This is a genomic window from Nonlabens sp. MB-3u-79 (assembly GCF_002831625.1).
Lineage (GTDB): Bacteria > Bacteroidota > Bacteroidia > Flavobacteriales > Flavobacteriaceae > Nonlabens.
The window spans coordinates 1225418-1246116 of record NZ_CP025116.1 but is presented as its reverse complement, the minus strand read 5'-3'; the positions used below and the strand labels follow the sequence as shown (position 1 = coordinate 1246116).

The 20699-nt window shown below is 37.4% G+C and carries 22 protein-coding genes; 10 read left to right on the top strand and 12 right to left on the bottom strand.

Annotated elements, in window-relative coordinates:
- Window positions 1–4: 4 nt before the first annotated feature.
- The 3 genes from CW736_RS05575 to CW736_RS05565 all read right to left on the bottom strand — a co-directional run bounded on the left by CW736_RS05575 (window position 5) and on the right by CW736_RS05565 (window position 4529).
- Entirely contained in the window at window positions 5–1903 is a 1899-nt protein-coding gene (locus tag CW736_RS05575; protein ID WP_101012993.1) for an amidophosphoribosyltransferase, read from the bottom strand.
- A 69-nt stretch (window positions 1904–1972) separates the two neighbouring features.
- Window positions 1973–2893, bottom strand: coding sequence for a PfkB family carbohydrate kinase (locus CW736_RS05570; RefSeq protein ID WP_101012991.1), 921 nt, complete (start codon window positions 2891–2893; stop codon window positions 1973–1975).
- Between the two features lie 103 nt (window positions 2894–2996).
- Window positions 2997–4529, bottom strand: coding sequence for a GH3 auxin-responsive promoter family protein (locus CW736_RS05565; protein WP_101012989.1), 1533 nt, complete (start codon window positions 4527–4529; stop codon window positions 2997–2999).
- 68 nt (window positions 4530–4597) lie between these two features.
- On the opposite strand from CW736_RS05565, the gene CW736_RS05560 reads away from it, so the two are divergent.
- From CW736_RS05560 to CW736_RS05540, 5 genes are all read left to right on the top strand, one after another.
- Window positions 4598–5392, top strand: coding sequence for a DUF2797 domain-containing protein (locus tag CW736_RS05560; protein WP_198519373.1), 795 nt, complete (start codon window positions 4598–4600; stop codon window positions 5390–5392).
- Between the two features lie 133 nt (window positions 5393–5525).
- On the top strand, window positions 5526–8933 hold the full coding sequence (gene ileS / locus CW736_RS05555) for an isoleucine--tRNA ligase (RefSeq protein WP_101012985.1): 3408 nt from the start codon (window positions 5526–5528) through the stop codon (window positions 8931–8933).
- Window positions 8934–8937: 4 nt separating this feature from the next.
- Window positions 8938–9324 carry a TraR/DksA family transcriptional regulator gene (locus tag CW736_RS05550; RefSeq protein ID WP_101012983.1) on the top strand — a complete coding sequence of 129 codons (387 nt, stop codon included), beginning with the start codon at window positions 8938–8940 and terminating at the stop codon, window positions 9322–9324.
- Window positions 9325–9375: 51 nt separating this feature from the next.
- Window positions 9376–10053: a hypothetical protein gene (locus CW736_RS05545; RefSeq protein WP_101012981.1), complete on the top strand. Its 678-nt coding sequence runs from the start codon at window positions 9376–9378 to the stop codon at window positions 10051–10053.
- A gap of 26 nt (window positions 10054–10079) precedes the next feature.
- The gene (locus CW736_RS05540; protein WP_101012979.1) at window positions 10080–10715 is read left to right on the top strand and encodes a lipoprotein signal peptidase; all 636 of its coding nucleotides are present in this window, start codon (window positions 10080–10082) and stop codon (window positions 10713–10715) included.
- On the opposite strand, the gene CW736_RS05535 is transcribed toward CW736_RS05540, so the two are convergent.
- From CW736_RS05535 to CW736_RS05510, 6 genes are all read right to left on the bottom strand, one after another.
- The gene (locus tag CW736_RS05535) at window positions 10712–11122 is read right to left on the bottom strand and encodes a response regulator (RefSeq protein WP_101012977.1); all 411 of its coding nucleotides are present in this window, start codon (window positions 11120–11122) and stop codon (window positions 10712–10714) included. The genes CW736_RS05540 and CW736_RS05535 overlap by 4 nt on opposite strands.
- 1 nt (window position 11123) lies before the next feature.
- Window positions 11124–12221: a sensor histidine kinase gene (locus CW736_RS05530; protein WP_101012975.1), complete on the bottom strand. Its 1098-nt coding sequence runs from the start codon at window positions 12219–12221 to the stop codon at window positions 11124–11126.
- 138 nt (window positions 12222–12359) lie between these two features.
- Window positions 12360–12932: a 5-formyltetrahydrofolate cyclo-ligase gene (locus CW736_RS05525; protein ID WP_101012973.1), complete on the bottom strand. Its 573-nt coding sequence runs from the start codon at window positions 12930–12932 to the stop codon at window positions 12360–12362.
- A complete protein-coding gene (locus CW736_RS05520) occupies window positions 12922–13881 on the bottom strand; it encodes a succinylglutamate desuccinylase/aspartoacylase family protein (RefSeq protein WP_232735429.1) in 960 nt (319 codons plus the stop codon). Before CW736_RS05520 ends, CW736_RS05525 begins: the two co-directional genes overlap by 11 nt.
- Window positions 13874–14752: a 30S ribosomal protein S6--L-glutamate ligase gene (gene rimK, locus CW736_RS05515; RefSeq protein WP_101012970.1), complete on the bottom strand. Its 879-nt coding sequence runs from the start codon at window positions 14750–14752 to the stop codon at window positions 13874–13876. The genes CW736_RS05520 and rimK overlap by 8 nt, the downstream gene beginning before the upstream one ends.
- Entirely contained in the window at window positions 14742–15200 is a 459-nt protein-coding gene (locus tag CW736_RS05510) for an ATP-dependent zinc protease (RefSeq protein ID WP_232735428.1), read from the bottom strand. The genes rimK and CW736_RS05510 overlap by 11 nt, the downstream gene beginning before the upstream one ends.
- Before the next feature lie 104 nt (window positions 15201–15304).
- On the opposite strand from CW736_RS05510, the gene CW736_RS05505 reads away from it, so the two are divergent.
- Window positions 15305–15553, top strand: coding sequence for a hypothetical protein (locus CW736_RS05505; protein WP_101012967.1), 249 nt, complete (start codon window positions 15305–15307; stop codon window positions 15551–15553).
- A gap of 154 nt (window positions 15554–15707) precedes the next feature.
- Here CW736_RS05505 and CW736_RS05500 read toward each other — a convergent pair whose 3' ends face one another.
- Window positions 15708–16865 (bottom strand): cystathionine gamma-synthase, encoded by a 1158-nt coding sequence (locus CW736_RS05500; protein ID WP_101012965.1) that lies wholly within the window; start codon window positions 16863–16865, stop codon window positions 15708–15710.
- A 221-nt stretch (window positions 16866–17086) separates the two neighbouring features.
- On the opposite strand from CW736_RS05500, the gene CW736_RS05495 reads away from it, so the two are divergent.
- The 3 genes from CW736_RS05495 to CW736_RS05485 all read left to right on the top strand — a co-directional run bounded on the left by CW736_RS05495 (window position 17087) and on the right by CW736_RS05485 (window position 19340).
- Window positions 17087–17860 (top strand): prohibitin family protein, encoded by a 774-nt coding sequence (locus tag CW736_RS05495; protein WP_101012963.1) that lies wholly within the window; start codon window positions 17087–17089, stop codon window positions 17858–17860.
- A 232-nt stretch (window positions 17861–18092) separates the two neighbouring features.
- Window positions 18093–18446 (top strand): arsenate reductase family protein, encoded by a 354-nt coding sequence (locus CW736_RS05490; RefSeq protein ID WP_101012961.1) that lies wholly within the window; start codon window positions 18093–18095, stop codon window positions 18444–18446.
- Window positions 18447–19340, top strand: a complete 894-nt coding sequence (locus tag CW736_RS05485; protein ID WP_101012959.1) for a DMT family transporter — start codon at window positions 18447–18449, stop codon at window positions 19338–19340.
- A gap of 8 nt (window positions 19341–19348) precedes the next feature.
- On the opposite strand, the gene CW736_RS05480 is transcribed toward CW736_RS05485, so the two are convergent.
- Complete coding sequence (locus tag CW736_RS05480) at window positions 19349–19768, bottom strand: hypothetical protein (RefSeq protein ID WP_101012957.1); 420 nt, start codon at window positions 19766–19768, stop codon at window positions 19349–19351.
- Window positions 19769–19845: 77 nt separating this feature from the next.
- Between CW736_RS05480 and CW736_RS05475 the strand changes: the two genes are divergently transcribed.
- Window positions 19846–20085 (top strand): hypothetical protein, encoded by a 240-nt coding sequence (locus tag CW736_RS05475; RefSeq protein ID WP_101012955.1) that lies wholly within the window; start codon window positions 19846–19848, stop codon window positions 20083–20085.
- Between the two features lie 42 nt (window positions 20086–20127).
- On the opposite strand, the gene CW736_RS05470 is transcribed toward CW736_RS05475, so the two are convergent.
- Complete coding sequence (locus tag CW736_RS05470) at window positions 20128–20604, bottom strand: acyl-CoA thioesterase (protein ID WP_198519372.1); 477 nt, start codon at window positions 20602–20604, stop codon at window positions 20128–20130.
- Between the last annotated feature and the right edge of the window lie 95 nt (window positions 20605–20699).

Here is a 20699-nt window from a genome sequence, read left to right as displayed (position 1 = left end):
TTTTCTAATAAGCTCGCTCTTCATTTCCTTCAAAGAAATTGATATAAGCTCGGTTGACCACTCTATTACCACCGTCTGTAGGATAATTTCCTGTAAAATACCAGTCGCCTAAATTCTTAGGACAAGCTTTATGTAAATTATCTACCGTTTGATAAATGATTTTTACCTCAGCTTTTATACCTTCCTCAGAAAGCAGCTCCCCTATCTTGTCAGAAACTTCTTGATCTGTAAAAGGCTCGTACAGCTCTTTTACGTGATTTACCACATCTACATCTTTCATCTCTGTCTGTAGTTTGCACTTCTTATAGATTTCTTCTACCACATCGTATGTGCCACGATCTTTATGTAAAGCTAGTGCTCCTCTAAAAGCTACTAATCCTTCTAATCGTGCCATATCTATACCGTAACAGTCTGGATATCTTATTTGCGGCGCACTTGAAACCACTACTATTTTCTTAGGATTCAATCGGTCCATCATTTTAAGAATGGACTTCTTCAAGGTAGTACCTCTTACTATAGAGTCGTCGATTATCACCAGATTATCTTCTGGCTTTACCACACCATAAGTCACATCATACACGTGAGCCACAAGGTCATCGCGAGAAGAGTCTTCTGTTATAAACGTGCGAAGTTTAGCATCTTTAATTGCTATTTTTTCTGTTCTTAGCTTTCGCGAAAGCGTGGCTTCCACTTGCTCTTCCGTCAGATTTCCTTCTCCTGCAATTATAAAATCTTTTTTCTGCTTGTTGAGAACGGCATGACCTTCTTCTACCATACCGTAGAATGATGTTTCGGCTGTGTTGGGAATATAAGAAAACACCGTATTGTCAATATCGTCATCAATACTCTTCATAATCTCAGGAAACAATAGTTTTCCTAACATCTTACGTTCCTGATAAATCTCTGCATCACTACCACGTGAAAAGTAAATACGTTCAAAAGAACAAGCTTTGCGTTCTAAAGGTTCTGTGATTTGGTCTAAAGTAACTGTTCCATCTTTCTTAATAATAATGGCTTTACCGGGATCCAATTCTTTTACTTCTTCAAACGGCGCATTAAAGGCCGTTTGTATCACTGGTCGCTCACTTGCCACTACAACTACTTCATCATCTTGATAATAATAAGCTGGTCGTATTCCTGCAGGATCACGCAATAAAAAAGCATCTCCATGGCCCATTAAACCTCCCATAGCATAACCGCCATCCCAGTCTTTAGCACTCTTACGCAGTATTTTTGCAACGTCTATTTCTTCTGCAATTTTAGGACTGGCTTCTATTTTAGAAAGACCTTGAGACTTAAACTTTTTGTATAATTTACTGACTTGTCTGTCTTGGAAATGACCTACTTTTTCCATTACAGTAACCGTATCTGCCATGTCTTTAGGGTGTTGGCCTAATTCCACGAGCTTATTAAAAAGCTTAAATACGTTGGTCATATTAAAATTCCCTGCCATAATCAGGTTGCGATGCATCCAGTTGTTCTGTCTTAAGAATGGATGTACTGATTCTATGCTGTTTTTACCAAAGGTACCGTAACGCACATGGCCCATCAACAATTCTCCTACATAAGGAATATTTGCTTTTTGTGCTGCTACGTCGTCTTTTATTTCAGGATTTTCAGTCAGCTCTGTATTGATGCGATCATTGATCTGTGCAAAAATATCTTGAATAGGCTGTGCGGCATTGCTGCGCACTCTAGAAATATAACGTTGGCCAGGTTTTACATCCAGTTTAATACTCGCAAATCCAGCACCATCCTGACCACGGTTGTGCTGTTTTTCCATCATTAAGTACATTTTATTGATACCGTAGAAAGCTGTTCCGTATTTCTCCTTATAGTATTCTAATGGTTTAAGAAGACGGATAAGTGCAATACCGCACTCGTGTTTTAAATGGTCGCTCATGATGGGATGTATTAGGGTGTAAAAATAGAAAAGCCTCAAGGTTTCTTGAGGCTTTTTTGATAGATATTACTAATTGTTTATTTCAAATTTTGTTAGGGCTTTAAATTGCTCTAAACGTATGTTTATTTCTTCACTGGTAATCGTTTGCATACGCTCTGTTCCAAATTTTTCTACCGCAAAGGAAGCAAAATTAGAACCGTAAACAATTGCTCGTTTCATGTTTTCAAAACTATAGTCACCGCTTGCTGCAAGGAATCCTGCAAAACCTCCGGCAAATGTATCTCCTGCTCCTGTAGGGTCAAAGACTTCTTCTAATGGTAATGCTGGAGCAAAGAATATATGATCCCCATGGAACAATAAAGCACCGTGCTCTCCTTTTTTGATCACTACATATTTAGGGCCCATGGCATGGATCTTACGCGCTGCAGCAACTAAAGAATATTCTCCAGAAAGCTGTCTTGCTTCTTCATCATTAATTGTTATCACATCTACCTTGGCAATTACTTGATGCAACATCTCTAATGCACTATCCATCCAGAAATTCATAGTATCCAGTACGATTAACTTTGCTGCGGGAGTTTGCTCTATAACCCCTAACTGTACTGCTGGATGCAAGTTTCCTAACATGACTACCTCAGCATCTTTAAAAGCTTCTGGCACTACTGGATTAAAATCTGCTAATACATTAAGCTCTGTTACCAACGTATCACGAGTATTCATGTCATTGTGGTATTTTCCAGACCAGAAAAATGTTTTTCCCTCTTTTACCACTTCAATACCGTCGATGTTCATCCCGCGGTTTTTAAGCATATCTAGATATTCTTGTGGAAAATCACCTCCTACAACACTTACCAAGCCTACTTCTGTATCGAAGTGAGAAGCACTAAGCCCTATAAAGGTTGCTGCTCCACCTAAAATCTTATCTGTTTTACCAAAAGGAGTTTCAATTGCATCAAATGCTACTGTTCCTACCACAACTAATTTGCTCATGTATAAATTTTTTGCAAAAATACGGTTTTATTCAGTTTTCAGATAGGGTTTAACAAAGCAGTTTGGTCCAGCTATCGAGAATTAAACTACTAAAAGAATTCATTTATTTTAACAGTCTGCCTTTGCGATGAATAATAAGCAACTCATCCATGTATTCTCTAGAGTTACTCAGTCTCGGGATTTTATGCTGGCCGCCCAGTTTATCTTTTTGCTTGAGCCAGTTGTAAAACACATCTGGATTTGCTACGTTTATTTTTGGCGCTGTTAGTGTGATATTGTTATAGCGTTTTGCCTCGTAATCACTATTTACTCTTTGAAGATGATGGTCTAAAGCTTTTGCGAAAGTAGAAATATCGTCAGGTTGCCTCCCAAATTCAATCATCCATTCATGAGCTCCTTTTTCTTTACCTTCCATAAATATAGGCGCGACAGTGTAATCTTTTATAAAGCAAGGAATCTCTGCTATGGTCTTCTTAAGTGCTTCCTCCGCATTTTCTATGATCAACTCCTCACCAAATACGTTGATGTGGTGCTTGGTACGACCACTTACTTTAATGCGGTAAGGACTTTTACTCGTAAAACGTACCGTATCCCCTATCTTATAGCGCCACAAACCAGCGTTAGTAGTAATAATAATAGCATAATTCTGCCCTAATTCTACCTCGCTAAGAGGTATGATCTTCTCCTCTGGCGTATCATAGGTTTTCATAGGAATAAACTCGTAGAAAATTCCATAATCCAACATGAGCAACAATTCCTTACTATCATTTGTGTCTTGAATAGCAAAGAAACCTTCACTCGCATTATAGGTTTCGTAATATTTGATATGATCTGCTGGTAGTAATTTTTTATACTGGTCTACATACGGGTCAAAACTAACACCTCCATGAAAGAACACTTCCATTTGCGGCCATACTTCTAAAACATGATCCTTGCCCGTAGTTTCCAGTACATTATTAAGAAGCACCATCATCCAAGAAGGAACGCCTGCAAGACTGGTCACATCTTCTTTAATCGTTTCTTGAACAATCGCAGGCATTTTAGTTTCCCAGTCGGCCATTAAGGCTACTTCATTTCCTGGAGTAGAGCTGTAATCTGCCCAAAAAGGCATGTTATCTATCAAAATACTACTCAAATCTCCAGCGGCAGTTCCAGACTTTCTATCCAGTTGTTTACTCCCTCCTAGTCGCAATCCTTTTCCTTTAAAAATCTTAGAATCTGGATTGTTATTTAAGTACATACACAACAAATCCTTTGCGGCTGCATAGTGGCAGTCTTCTAGTGACTGCTGGCTTACTGGTATGTATTTACTGCGGGAATTAGTCGTCCCGCTACTCATAGCAAACCACTTGATATCGCTAGGCCAGAAAATATTTCCCTCGCCCTTTCTAGACCTTTCTATGGAGGCTTCCATTTCAGTATATCCAGAAACTGGAACTCTGTCTGCAAATTCTCTATAAGATTTTATGGAGTCAAAACCGTGTTTCCTACCTACCTCTGTATGCCTTGCGTAATAAATAAGGTCTTGTAAAATATTATCCTGCAACTCCTGTGGATGCTTCATAAAAAGCTCCATATCGTGAAGGCGCTTCTTGAGAAACCACGAGACGACAGAATTGAGTAATGCGTTTGCCATATTTTACAAATCCTAATTGGTATTTTTACAGTCTCAAAGATACTTCCTTAATTTTTAAAGTTACTACCATGATCCTTACCGGCACGATTAGAAAAATGCAAACAGAACTGAAGGAAACCGTTCAATATTACCTTGTTTTCCCAGATAACTTTTTGCACATGAACCAACTGCTGGATAAAAATATCTCTTTAAAGCATGTAGGAAATGAATGCCTTAATTGCGGCCTTGATAAAAAAATATGGCGTCAGGGATATTGCTATGATTGCTTTTCTCAAATCCCACAAGCCGGAGAATGGATCATGAAACCCGAGTTGAGCCGAGCACATCTGGATGAAGAAGATCGCGATCTAGAGTACGAGAAAAAAGTCCAACTCAAACCACATATCGTTTACCTGGCTAACAGCAGTAATATAAAAGTAGGGGTGACCCGTAAAACACAAATCCCTACCCGATGGATCGATCAAGGCGCTCATGAAGCCGTTGCGATTCTTGAAGCACCTAACCGTTACCTCGCTGGTATTACAGAAATTGCCTTAAAAGACCACGTGGCAGACAAAACCAACTGGCGTAAAATGCTTACAAATAGCATAGAAGATCTTGACCTATTAGGCTTTCGCGAAAGCTTGCTCCAATTTATACCTCAAGAAGCCCAAGAATTCATTCTGGAGAATGAAAAAGAATGGCAAATTAAATTTCCTGTACTTCAATATCCCACAAAAGTGACCAGCGTTAACCTTGCTAAAACCACTCAACATGCTGGAAAATTAAAAGGTATCAAGGGGCAATACCTCATCTTTGAAGACGGCACCGTAATGAATTTGCGCAGTCATGAAGGACTGGTGCTGGAGATTAAGGTAGATTGAAACGTTATTCCCAAAATAAGAAATAAAAAAGAAAAACAAAAGGCACCTACCTAAGGGCAGACTTAAGTCTGCCCTTAGGCATAATATAATGCACAAATTTCCGTACTTTTGCCAGCTTTAAAACACCAGTACGATGAGTAAAAAATTCAATGAATACAAAGGATTGAACCTTCCGGAAGTTGATGAGCGTATCAAATCTTTTTGGAAGGAAAACGACATTTTCAACAAGTCCATGACGACTCGTGAAGGAAATGAGCCTTTTATTTTCTTTGAAGGACCACCATCTGCTAACGGCTTGCCTGGGATTCACCATGTTATGGGACGTACGATTAAGGATTTATTCTGTCGTTTTAAAACACAACAAGGCTATCAAGTAAATCGCAAAGCAGGTTGGGATACACACGGGCTTCCTGTAGAGTTAGGTGTTGAAAAAGCACTTGGAATTACCAAAGAAGACATCGGTACAAAAATATCTGTAGAGGAATATAATGAGGAATGTAAAAAAGCAGTTCTCAAATACACCGACGTATGGAGCAAGCTTACTGAGGATATGGGGTATTGGGTAGATATGGAAGATCCATATATTACTTATAAATCCAAATACATGGAATCGGTATGGTGGTTGTTAAAAGAGATTTATTCTAAAGATTTAATTTATAAAGGTTATACCATACAACCGTATTCGCCTGCTGCTGGAACTGGATTGAGCTCCCATGAGTTGAACCAACCAGGAACCTATCAAGACGTAACCGACACTACTGTTACTGCTCAATTTAAAGTGGAAGACCCATCAAAATTACCTTTTCCAACAAATGGAGAGGTTTTTTTCCTTGCCTGGACCACGACACCATGGACATTACCATCTAATACCGCACTTACTGTAGGTCCTAAAATAGATTACGTACTTGCTGAGACGTTCAACCAGTATACTGGTGAGCCTATGCAAGTAATTCTTGCTGAGAAGTTAGTGAACTATCAGTTTGGTAAAAAGTATCAGGTTTTAAAAGGTGAGGCTTTCGCGAAAGCGAAACAAACATACCAACTAGGAGATAAAAAAATACCTTGTCAAATCTTAGGATCTTGTAAAGGAACGGACCTGGTCAACTTAAGATACGAGCAATTATTACCTTATGCGACGCCTTTTGAAAACGCACAGGATGCCTATAGAGTCATACTAGGAGATTTTGTAACTACAGAAGACGGAACAGGAATCGTGCACACTGCACCTACTTTTGGAGCAGATGATGCATTGGTTTCTAAACAGGCAAATCCGCCTATCCCGCCTATGTTGGTATTGGATGAACACAACAATCCAGTACCTCTTGTCACCCTACAAGGTAAATTCCGCGAGGAGTTGCCAGAGGTAGGCGGAAAATATGTAAAAAACGAATACTTTGTAGATGGAGAAGCGCCAGAACGCTCAGTAGATGTAGATATCGCCATTGCTTTAAAAGAACAAAACCGCGCTTTTAACGTAGAGAAATACGTACACAGTTATCCGCATTGTTGGAGGACTGACAAGCCTATATTATATTATCCACTAGACAGTTGGTTTATAAAAGTAACCGAGTTCAAGGACAGAATGCACGAGTTGAACAAATCCATCAACTGGAAACCTAAATCTACTGGAGAAGGAAGATTTGGAAACTGGCTCGCAAATGCCAACGACTGGAATTTATCGCGTTCTCGTTTTTGGGGAATACCCCTTCCTATCTGGAGAAATGAAACTGGAACCGAAGAAATGATCATAGGCTCTATAGCAGAGTTGATGGGCGAGATAGAAAAATCTATCGCTGCTGGATTGATGACTACCAATCCGTTTGCTGGATTTAAAAATGGCGACATGAGTGAAGAAAACTACAATATCGTAGACCTTCATAAAAACGTAGTAGATCAAATTTATCTAGTAGGGAAAAACGGGGCAAAGTTAACTCGTGAGGCAGACCTTATCGATGTTTGGTTTGATTCAGGATCCATGCCTTATTCCCAATGGCATTATCCATTTGAAAATAAAGAACAAGTAGAAAACCAACTTAGAAAAGCAGACTTCATCGCCGAAGGTGTAGATCAAACACGTGGATGGTTCTACACACTACACGCTATAGCAACCATGATAAGTGATGATGTAGCTTATAAAAACGTTGTTTCTAACGGACTGGTTCTGGATAAAAACGGACAAAAAATGTCCAAGCGTTTAGGTAATGCAGCTGACCCTTTTGAGACTTTAGGAAAATACGGTGCTGATGCGACGCGCTGGTATATGGTTAGTAATGCTAATCCATGGGACAATCTCAAGTTTGATCTCGATGGGATTACGGAGGTGCAACGCAAGTTTTTTGGAACACTTTATAATACTTATTCGTTCTTCAGTCTGTATGCAAACGTTGATGGATTTGCCTATAGTGAGAAAGACATTCCATTATCAGAACGACCAGAAATAGACCGATGGATATTATCAGAATTAAACACTTTGATAAAAGACAGCACAGCATTCTATGAAGATTATGAACCTACTAAAGCTGCTCGCGCGATAACCACTTTCGTTACAGAGAACTTGAGCAACTGGTACGTGCGTTTATGTAGAAGAAGATTCTGGAAAGGAACTTATGAGCACGATAAAATTGCTGCATATCAAACTTTGTATACGTGTTTAAAAACAATAGCACAATTAGGCGCTCCTATTGCTCCATTCTTTATGGATCAATTGTATCGAGACCTAACTGGTGTTTGTGAAAGCGATGCGAGTGAGAGTGTGCACCTTGCACTTTTCCCTAAAGCAGATGAGTCTCTTATAGACGCTGTACTAGAGGAAAAAATGCATAAAGCACAGATCATTTCTAGTCTTACCTTATCCTTGCGTAAAAAGGAACGTATTAAAGTACGTCAACCACTACAGCGTATTATGATACCGGTTCTAGATGCCAGAGATAAAGCACAGATAGAAGCCATCGCAGATTTAGTGAAGAGTGAAGTAAACGTGAAAGAAATTGAGTTGATCGATGATGCGAGTGGTATACTTGTAAAAGAAATCAAACCCAACTTCAAGGCCTTAGGCCCGCGTTTTGGCAAGCAAATGGGACAAATCGCTGGTATGATTAAAAGTTTTCAACAAGAGGATATTGCTTTGTTAGAAAAAACTGGCAAAAAAGAGATGGAAATCAACGGAAATGCTATTATATTGACCCTTGAAGATGTGGAGATTACATCTTCAGACATAGAAGGATGGTTAGTAGCAAACCAATCAGGTATAACCGTTGCACTCGATGTAACCATATCGCCAGAACTTAAAAAAGAAGGGGTTTCTAGAGAAATAGTAAATCGCATTCAAAACATAAGAAAAGAATCTGGACTCGAGGTAACCGACCGTATCAATATTGAGATTGCATCTCATAGTGAACTGGACGATGCTATTAAAACAAACGAGCAATATATCAAAGATGAAACGCTAGCAGATTTATTAACGATAACAACACATATTGATAAGGGTACGTCAATAGAATTTGACGATATTACCACAACAATCAAAGTCACTAAAATATAAACGAATGAGTACGAATGAAAATGAAAAATTAAGATTCAGCGATAAGGATCTCGCTTATTTCAAAGACATCCTAAATACAAAAATTGAAGAAGCTAAAGAACAGTATGAATTGATCAAAAGCGCCTACATGAATGATGCAAATAATGGTACAGATGATACTGCACCACAATTTAAAGCATTTGACGAAGGAAGCGCTGTGATGAGCAAAGAAACAAGTTCACAGCTGGCTATACGCCAGGAAAAGTTTATACGCGACCTAAAGAATGCATTGATAAGAATTGAAAACAAATCTTATGGTGTTTGTCGAGTGACCGGCAAGCTGATTAACAAAAAACGCTTGGAGCTTGTTCCTCATGCCACACTAAGCATTGAAGCAAAAAACTTGCAGTAAACCAATTGCTGCGCTCCGTCGAGGAGTTTTTAAACTTTAAACCTTTGTAATATGAATAAAGATCCCGCTTATTCTACTTTACAAAGGTTTTTTTGTGCTGTATTCATTGGTGCTGTTCTCGCTTTCGCGAAAGCGGATGCTCAAGAATCTACACCCGTAAAAAACGAGACCAGTCATCTTCAAGCTCAGTTCAACGTGGTAGATATTCAAATGGTTCAATACCTCGAATTAGAAATAACCACTAACGACTCTGATAAAGTAAGCTTTGTAAGCTCACAGAACGGCGAATATAAAAATGCGGTAGTGCTATCTAGCGAGATCAGAAACGATTCTCTGTTAATTACTGATCCTTTTAACCCTGCTTTTTCCTTTCCTCAAGACAAATTAAGCGCTCATAAAATTATCGATGGCAAAGCTACTTTGTCCCTCCCTAGAAATAAATATCTGGTGATCAATTCCCAAACAGCAGACATAACTATCACAGGAAACTACAAAAGCATTTATATAAACCAGCTTTCTGGAAGTTGTAAAATAGACGAACTTGCAGGCGACCTCAGATATGTCTCTGTTTATGCAACGATCTCTGTAGACCTTAAAAACTATGATATTCAGGCTGTTTCTAGGTCTGGAAATGTTTTTAATTTTGAAAAACCTTCATTGATCAAATATTTTGCTCGACTAGAAAGCATATCGGGCAACATAAGCAATCTTAAAAAGCGCAATAAGTAGTATTTTTACAACTTTGAAAAAACCTAATGAAATTATCAAGAGCGTTACTTATTATTCTATTGGTTCTTCTAATAGATCAAGCGAGCAAGATTTATATAAAGCTTAATTATACATTAACAGGAAGCAATAGTGAAGCTATTGTAGACTGGGGAAAATTTAAACTACTCTTTTATGAAAATGCCGGTGCTGCCTGGGGAATGGAAATTCCAGGTGATTATGGTAAGTTGATACTAGTTGTGTTTAGAGTATTTGCTGTTTTTGGAATCGGTTACTGGTTGGTAAGCAGTATTAAGAATAATGGACATCAAATTTTAATTATTTGTATTTCATTAATCTTTGCTGGAGCATTAGGGAATATTATTGATTCTATTTTTTACGGCGTTGTTTTCTCAGGCAGCTATCACGGCGCCATAGCAACCGCTTTTCCTGATAGTGGTGGTTATGCAGGTTTAGGCTATGGACATGTAGTAGACATGCTTTATTTCCCTTTATTTGAAGGAGACTGGCCACAATGGATGCCTGTTGTAGGTGGGGAACACTTCAAATTCTTTAACGCTATTTTTAACGTTGCAGATAGTGCGATTACTATAGGCGTGACCCTTTTGATAGTCTTTAGTAAAAAAGCTTTCCCAGAGACTAAAAAAGAATCCTCAAGACATTAGGGTGAAACTTCTAGAGTGAATGCCCGGACTATTGCTTCTTTATTAATGGGCTTTGTAATAAAAGTACTGACAAAGTCGTATTTTTTTACTTTATTAATCTCAACAGGATTGATCGTAGAGCTTACTACATTGATCTTTGCCTGAAGCTGTCCAGCAAACGGCTTTACTGCATCGAGAAACTCCCACCCATTCATAACAGGCATATTGAGATCTAAAAGTATGACTTGTGGTAGATGAGGCTCTTTTTTTGTAAGCTCTTCTTTAAAGAATTCAAAAGCATCTTGACCGTTTTCAAAAATCAGTAGGTCCTCTGCTAGTCTGTTTTTTTTAATAAGCATCCTAATCAAACTTACATAAAGTTTGTCATCATCAATGATACACGCTCTTTTAATCACTGTATCTTCCATATTAAAATTTTACTTTAAATGAACTTCCTACACCTGGACTACTTTTAACAGAAATATCACCCCCTAGGGATTCTACTTGGTTTTTAGTTAAAAATAAACCAACTCCACGAGCATCATCATTATTGTGAAAGGTACAGTACATATTAAAAATTTTACCTCCATTCTTCTGAAGATCTATACCTATTCCGTTATCCTTAAAAACAAGAAGCTCTTTTGAATCTTTAGTTTTCGACTTTACTTCTATTTGAAGCGGTCTTAAGGCGTCTCTATACTTAATAGCATTAGAGAGTAAATTAGCAAGAATACTACGTAAAAATGATGGAATGTAATTAATATGAGTCAAAGCCGTAAAGTCATAATCTAAACGCAAGTCTATCTGAGCTAATAAAGGGCGATGATCCTCAAGTACCGATTCAAAAACAGCTTTAATATCAACTAGTTCCCTGCCTCTTTCATGAGTATTGATAGTTACCACTTCATTGAGGTGCTCAAGGGTTTGACTTAAATTAGCCGAAATATCCTTGAGATAGCTCTTAAAAACGGTTTCTTCTGAATCAGAATTTTTACCCGCAAAGGTCTCAAGCGTGAGCTCTAAATTACTAGCGTGTGATCTTAAATTATGGGACACTATATGTGCAAAATGAATCAACCTTTCATTTTGAGCCTCGATGAGTTCCGCTCTTTTTTCTAATTCTTTTCCTTGATTAATAAAACGGTCTATACTTGTAAAAACACCCCTAATTCCTACAATTGCTCCAGTATCGTCAACAAGCGGTTTTCCGGTAGCTCTTACCCAAAACTTTTTACAATCATAATCGATCATTTCAACATCATGCTCAAAGCTAAATCCTTCTAGAGTGTTTTTAAATCTCTTCACCGTTTGTTTATTATCTACAAATAAGGTTAAAGCAGATTCAAAATTTAATTCAAAATCATATGGGATATTAAGAATCTTTTTTCCTATCTCATCCATAAAGCAAAATCCTGTTTTAAAGTTTCCACTATAAGAACCTGTTTGGGTCATTAGAGCTGTCTCATTTAAGAAGTAGTCTTTGTCTTGTAGCTTTTGCTGCAAGCTTTTTTTAGGAGAAGTTTTCATCGTTTTAGGGGAAAACGTTTAAATGATATTGCTAGAAACAAGCAAGGTTAGATTGAAATGTAAGTGAAAGTTACAAAAAATAATTATTTAATAAACAAAGGTGACGCATTATTCACTTTATAGATAGAAAATCAAGATTTAAACTACTTTGAGAATACCCTGTCTATATATGATGTAATCCAGCCCAACATCAGTACTACTAGGGTCTATTTTAACCTCCCTTGGTGTAAAAAAAGACAATCCTATCTTCAAAACATCGGGCCTACATTTCTTTAAAAATCGGTCGTAAAATCCTTTTCCATAACCTACACGATTACCAAATCTATCTACAGCTACTAATGGAACAAATACCACATCGATACTTTTTTCGTCTATAGCTATACCGTTTTCATCAGGCTCTGGTATGCCGTATGTATTAACCGTTAATTTAGTCTGATCTGTCAACAAATAATTAGACATAGAAAAATCCTTGAAATTTGATCTAGAGATGACCACATTTTTGTCCTTCCCCTGAAGGACATGGAGCAAGTACTCTGTATTGATTTCTTTTTGTTTTTCTATAGGAAGGAAAATGTGGTAATTGGAATGGTTCCAAATATCAATTTCTAATGCGTTATTAGCGATTTGTAGGCTGTATTCTTCTACCTGATCAAGCGTCAAAGCAAGTCTACGTTGAATATATTGCTTTCTAAGTACTTCTTTACTCTCCATGTTTTGAAATATGAAAAATCGCATCCCCCTGATATACCAGCGGACTATGATTAACATTGATAATGTAGCCGGTATGAGGAGATTTGACCTTGTACCTTAATTCTCCATAAGGGTCTGTTATAATAGCGATAAATTCGTCTTTTTCTACTCGTTTTCCAGTTGTTACTTTAGGGTGCAATAATCCAGAATATTTTGCTCTGATCCACATGGAATCTGTTACGATAATAGAATCTTCTTTTGGAAGTTCAACAGGGATATCAGGCCCTAACATTTTGAGATGCTCCAGCACTCTTATAGCTCCATTTACAGCAGTAGCGACTACTTCTTTATCGCTGCGATTGGACATGCCACCTTCAAAAAGCAAATACGTCTTCCCCAAGTCAGAACAGGTTGCTCTAAATGTCTTTTTGATATTGTTGCCGTGCATCAAAAATGGCGCATTAAAAACTTTAGCCAAATTCCAAGAGTTCACTTCTAACTGAGAAACTCTTAAATGCGGCGCATTGAAGCGTTGAGCTCCACCAGTATGGAAATCTAAAATGATATCGACATGCGGTAAAATTTCTGATGATACTTGATACGCAAATCTACTTGCTAGCGCTCCTGACTTTGTTCCGGGAAAAACTCTATTTAAATCTCTACCATCAGGAAACTCTCTCTTACCGCTCAAGAATCCGAAAACATTTAAAACAGGAATAGCTATTATTGTTCCTATTACTGGTTTATTGATCTTTTTAGAGATCAATTGTCTTACGACCTCAATACCATTAATTTCATCTCCATGAATACCCCCGGTAACCAACACTACTGGACCAGCTTTTTTACTCCGATTTATAATCACAGGCACTTCAATACTCGTAGAGGTATAAAGCTTAGCCATATTAAAATTGAGCCTGTAGCTTTTCCCTGGTTCAATAATCGTATCAAATATCTTGAGTTCTTTAAGCATGGACTCCTTTTTCTATATACTTGATTATTTCAGCAGCAATATTTTTACCTGTAGCTCTTTCTATTCCTTCGAGACCTGGAGAACTATTTACCTCAAGAACTAAGGGACCACGGCTACTTTGAAGTAAATCCACACCGCAAACTCCAAGACCTAAAGATTTTGCTGCACGTACGGCTGTTTGTTCTTCCAGCTTAGTAAGGGTGATGCTTTTTGCAGTTCCACCACGATGCAGATTAGATCTGAACTCTCCTTTTTGAGCCTGTCTTTTCATGGCACCTACTACTTTATCCCCAACGACAAAAGCACGCAAATCTGCACCTCCTGCTTCTTTTATAAATTCTTGTATAATAACACGAGTCCTCAGTTCATTATTAGCATCTATAATAGCGTCTGCTGCAGCTATAGTTTCTGCAAGATTCACACCTATCCCTTGAGTTCCTTCAAGGACTTTGATGACCACTGGAGGGCCACCTACTTGTTTACAAATATCATCTGTATGATCGCCAAAGTTAGTAAATACGGTCTTGGGCATGTCCACACCGCTTCTGGAAAGCAATTGCAGACTTTGTAATTTATCTCTACTACATACCAAGGACATAGAGCTTACCGTCGTAAAACAATTCATCATCTCAAACTGCCGTACGATAGCGGTACCATAAAAAGTAATACTAGCACCTATACGTGGAATAATGGCATCTGGTGTGACCAACCTTTCTCCGTGATAATAAACGGTAGGTTTCTGTTTTTCTAATTTGATATTACAATGTAGTACATTGATCGCCTTAGCAATATGTCCTGCTTTACGAGCCTCTTCTAGCAGTCTTTTCGTACTGTAAAGGCTTGTGCTGCGAGATAAAATACTAATCTTCATATTGGGAATGTAAATAGGAAACATCCTGTAATTCAGGATCTATTATAAATTTAAGAGAAAGAAATTTACGACCTATTAAAACTGGGTATTTCATTTCTTCCCGATTACTCAAAGTTAAAGAGATTTTATAAAGTTTTTTAAAAAGCCTTATATTTCCTTGTACCTCATAGCGCAAATCCACACTACCATTACTACTGCGCACGCTAGTGATCTTATACTCCTCAAAGCTCAGTCGCTTTCCATGGTATTGATCGTGTTCTTCATCTAGAAGTGTTGCATAAAGCACACCATCAGCTTCTTCAATATCTTTACAGTGTATACTACTCGTATAAGCACCTGTATCGATTTTAATATCAATTCCCTCTATCTTTAATTTTGGAAAATCAGCACGGTCTGTGCGGCCTATGATTATTTTTTTTGTTGCCAATTTAGTTTTCAAATATTTCACAAAGATGCATTTTTATATAACCATTTGTGTCGTGTAAACTTTAAATTATAAATTGGGTAGTGCTGTAGGTCTCGCTTTCGCGAAAGCGAGAATACTTCAAAACTATGAGCATTGACAGCGTGTGGATGGCTATAAATAAAGAAGCCGTTTCTTCTTTATGGAAACGGCTCTTTTTTTATGAGTTGGAGTTCTATGCGACCGAATCGCACATCGAGAACAATTACTTCTTTTTAGAAGCAGAGTTCTTAGCTTTAGGCATTGCTGCTGCTGGCTTTGAAGAAGGCTTACCGAAGTTTACGGCGCCTTTTGCTGGTTTATTTGCCATGGTATATGACTTTAAAATTATAAAGTAAATATATATTAGACCAAGATTATGCCATTTATTTTTTAGTTAAAAATAAAGGCATTTTAGTTAAATCTCTAAGCTAGTTTTTAATTCTCCTATGAGGATTCATTTCTTCAAAAAGACCGATTTACTGGTGAAACCTCGCAATTATCATCACTATTCTAAAAACTGCTAGATTCAACCAGCGCTTGATTTAAATCAGCTAATAAATCCTCTATATCTTCGATTCCTACGCTCAAGCGTATAAGGGAATCCACTACTCCTATTTTCTCTCGATCTTTCTTTGGTATACTGGCATGCGTCATACTTACTGGATGACCTGCAAGAGACTCCACGCCTCCTAGAGATTCGGCTAGGGTGAAGACTTTTAACTTTTCTACCATTTTTACCGCACTGTCTAGCGTACCTGCCTTAGTAGTAAAAGACACCATACCTCCGAAGTCACTCATCTGCCTTCTGGCAATTTCATGATTGGGGTGGTCTTCAAAACCTGGCCAGTATACCTCAGCGACATTTGGGTGTATTTTTAATGCATAAGCAACCGCTTTAGCATTTTCACAATGGCGTTGCATGCGCACATGAAGAGTTTTAATACCTCGCAGTACTAAGAAACAGTCTTGTGGACCAGGAACTGCTCCACTTGCGTTTTGTATAAAGTACAATCTGTCAGCAAGATTTTTATCGTTTACCACTAGAGAGCCCATGACCACATCACTATGGCCTCCCAAATATTTAGTCGCGCTATGCATAACGATATCTGCTCCCAGATCTAAAGGCCTTTGTAGGTAAGCTGTCGCAAAAGTGTTGTCTACTGCAAGTAAGATGTCGTGCTTTTTAGTAATTTCTGCAACTGCCTGTATATCTATAATATTCATCATTGGGTTCGTAGGGGTTTCTACCCAAACTAACTTTGTGTGTTCATTTACAAAGTTTTCTATATGATCTGCATTTTCCATTCCGATAAAATGAAACTTAATGCCAAAATTTTGAAATATCTTAGTAAACAAACGATAAGAACCGCCATAAAGGTCGTTTGTTGAAATGACTTCATCTCCTGGATTTAATAATTTAAGAACAGCGTCGATAGCTGCTAATCCAGAACCAAAAGCCAGCCCATAATAACCGTTTTCAATACTAGCAATAGACTTCTCTAACGCATCACGAGTGGGGTTACCACTGCGTGAATATTCAAAACCTTTGTGCCCTCCTGGTGTACTTTGCTTGTAAGTGGTGGTTTGATATATAGGTGACATCACAGAATTATATCCTGGATCTATATTGTGTTGACCACCGTGAATGGTCTTTGTGTTAAATTTCATGTCCTTATTTTCTATGAGATAAAGATAACAAGCACAACTTGCTAAAACAAAATAGTTGATCCTTTAGCTTACTAGTTGATGGGTTATTAAAGTTCCTGGTTCTTCATTGACCCGACAGCAATAAACAGGTTGATATAGTTTTAATAAAAAATTAACAAACAGAACTGTTACTATTACAATCACTATTGCGACTAATACTATTATTAACTAATAGTATTACTATGAAAAAACAACTTGCCATGATCGCAGCTTTTTTATTAATAACGAGTTGCGCAGTTATTAGACCAGGAGAAGCTGGTATAAAACAACGACTAGGAAAACTAGACGATAAAGTAACCACCCAAGGTACTATCGTTTTTAACCCTTTTACAACAAGAGTTATCAAAGAATCCATACAAACTAACAATCTGAAGCTAGCTCTTAGGATACCTAGTAAAGAGGGTTTAAGTGTTGATTCTGAAATTTCAATTCTTTACAGACTGGAAGTTGATATGGTACCTACAGTTCTTAAAAACATAGGTCCTAACTATAAAGATGTGATGTCTGCAGTATTTCGTTCTGCCAGTTCTGATGTGTGCTCACAGTTTTTTGCCAAAGACATGCACTCTGGAAAAAGGGCAGATATAGAAAAAGCCATTAAAGCAAAAATGGAAGAAACCCTTACTCCACAAGGAATTATTATTGAAGCGGTTCTTATGAAAAGCATCCAATTGCCTCAAGGGCTTTCTCTTTCTATAGAGCAAAAACTACAAGCAGAGCAAGATGCCATGAGAATGGAGTTTATTCTACAAAGAGAACGCCTAGAGGCAGATCGTAAAATCATTGAGGCTACTGGGACCAGAGATGCTCAGATAATCCTAGCACAAGGTCTTACACCAGAGATACTTAAAATACGCAGTATTGAAGCTTTTATAGAGCTCTCAAAATCTGCTAACAGTAAAGTAATTATTACCGATGGTAGAACACCGTACCTTATTAACGAAGCAAAGAATTAGCCATCTAGCTTTTTTAAAATCATGGGTTGGTCTAAGAAATTAGTCAACCCATTTTTTATTGTGTTTATTTAACCTTTAAGGCTTTTTTATAGTATTTAAATTGACCTTTCATTCTACACCCAGCACAGCTTCAACTACTCTTTCATAAAGAAAATAGAGAGCGCAACACTTGCAACAATTAATATCACATGAAACATATTCCTTATAGCAAAAGCTATCGTAATTTTGCGGCATGAAAAATCTATTCATTTATCTAGATAGTTGTAACACCTGTCAGCGTATAAAAGAGGAACTACACCTTCCTACAGATGTTGTCTTACAAAACACAAAAGAGCAACTGGTAACTGTTGAACAATTAGAGTTTCTAAAAGAACAAGCTGGTTCTTATGAAGCCCTTTTTAATAGGCGGGCACAGCTGTATCGAGGACGTGGACTTCACGAAAAAGATCTTTCTGATGCCGATTATAAAGAGCTTTTGTTGGATCATTATACCTTTATAAAACGACCTATTCTTATTTATAAGGGGGAAGCTTTTATAGGTAACTCTAAAAAAGTAGTTGCTGATGCAAAAGTGGCGATCTCCTAGATGAATGCACGTAGCATAGCTATTATTTGCGGCTTTTTTGTAGCTTTATTTTACGCCTATAATTTTACTGCGGCAAAAGAAGTAACTCCATTATATATAGGCCCATTTGGATTAACCTGGTATAGAGTTATAGTGACTTGCGCCATTTTCTGGATCATATCTTTATTTGCTGGACCTAAGGAAAAGATACCTTTTAAGGAGTTACCGCTTATAGCACTCGCAGCATTTTGCGGTGTAGGTTTCAATATGGTAACTTTTATGTGGGGATTATCCCTTACTTCCCCTATAAATGCCTCTGTGTTGATGGTAAGCACACCTATTATCGTATTGGTATTAAGTGCAATATTTTTAAAAGAACGTCTTTTTGCTACTCGTATTGTAGGAATCCTCGTTGGCTTTTCTGGAGCGGCCTTGTTGATATTTTTATCTACCGGTGCTGGTGCTGAAGCATCAAACCCCACCTTAGGAAACCTATTGATATTTTTAAATGCTTTTTCCTATTCCTTTTACATTCTTCTAGCTAAAAGGCTAACAGCAAAATATCACGTATTTACTTTAATGAAATGGCTGTACTTTTTTGGTGTACTGTTCATCACACCATTTGGAATCACGCAAGGACTAGCCTTTGATTTTTCAATGGCGAGTACAACTACTTTACTCAATATAGGTTACGTCATTTTATTTGCGACTTTTGGAACTTACATGCTAAATATTATTGCCATAAGAACTTTAAAGCCTAGTGTTGTGGCTGTCTTTGTGTATTTACAACCGCTACTGGCTACCTTCATAGCAGTAGGTTTGGGAAAAGATATCATTACTTGGCAAAAAGCAGTCGCAGGACTTCTTATTTTCAGCGGAGTCTTTTTAACTGGGCTGAAGAAGAAAAAAGCTTAAAGGTTCCCTTACTTTTTACTGTCATTAATCGCTGCTGCCCATTGAATAGCTTGAAAAACATCGTTAAATATTTGGAATTTTGAGCGTACAAAAGTAGATTCAAATTTTGCATTCCTGTTGGCTATTTCATTTGTTGTAACAATACCATAGCCTTTTAGTGTGTACGCATGCATACTAAACTTGAGCCAGTGAACCGGTTGTATCTTGTATTTAAATATTCGGTTAGAGATATAAACGATATCATTTCCAGAAGTATTATAATAATTGGCTGCCTCATCAATAATTATTTTTGCATTGTCCCAAGAGAAATCAACACCTTCTTTGATTTCTGATACAATAAAACCGTCAAAAAAGTAATAATCACCAAAATGATAATTCAACTCCTTGAGCACCTCACTATAAAAAACAGAATCTTTAATAGATTTCATAGGGCAAAAATAAAAAAACTACTCTGATGAAGATGGTAAAATGTTGAGAAACATTCAACATACCATCACCTGTCTCAATGAGGTCGATAAAAAAACAAGAGATAGCTGAATTGATTTCTCATCATCTAAGAACACCAGTTGCAAAAACCCTACAAAACATTGATTTTTTAAAAGAAGATAGTGACAATCGGCAAGAGCGTGAAACAAAACTGCATAAACACCTGAGTCATTTGTTTTATGAAACTCTGATCGTTCAAGACCATTCCCCAGGCTCTTGCAAAGACGCTACTGTATGGAACGTTACCTGTATAAATTAAGATCTTAGTACCGCATTCCTTATAACAATACTTATCTGTTAACTACAGATTATCTAAAGGAAATTCTCCATGTGCTCGCATATCTGCTTTTTCTAAAACCTTAAAATCTTCAGATTTTGGAAAGTTTTTGATCTTTTCATAAAGCTCAGAATGCAGTGCGGTGATTTTACGTTCTTTTAAATTCATCCATGCGCCTGTCATTAGACCTCGAGCGACGTTACGGCCTTTGTAATCATAAAAATTATGTCTAAAACTAAACATACTCCCATTTTCACTCATTCCAGTCACCTCACAAGTTACCGTAATTGGTTTCCCTTGATGAATTTCTTTAAAATAGAAGATGTTTTCATTAAAAATAACTGGACCAGTTTCATATTGAACCATTTCTCGTTGTCCAAAATCATTATCTATTAAGAAAGCCATACGCGTGTGACTCATAAAGTTTTGATACGCACTATTTGCCATATGCCTATTAGCGTCTAGATCGCTCCATCTTACATCAAATTCTTTTTTGTACATCTCTTGACTCATTTGAGGCGAAGGTATTATATGCATGCATAGCATTGAAAAGGTTGGGATATATTTAATAATTCCGCTTTCGCGAAAGCGAGATT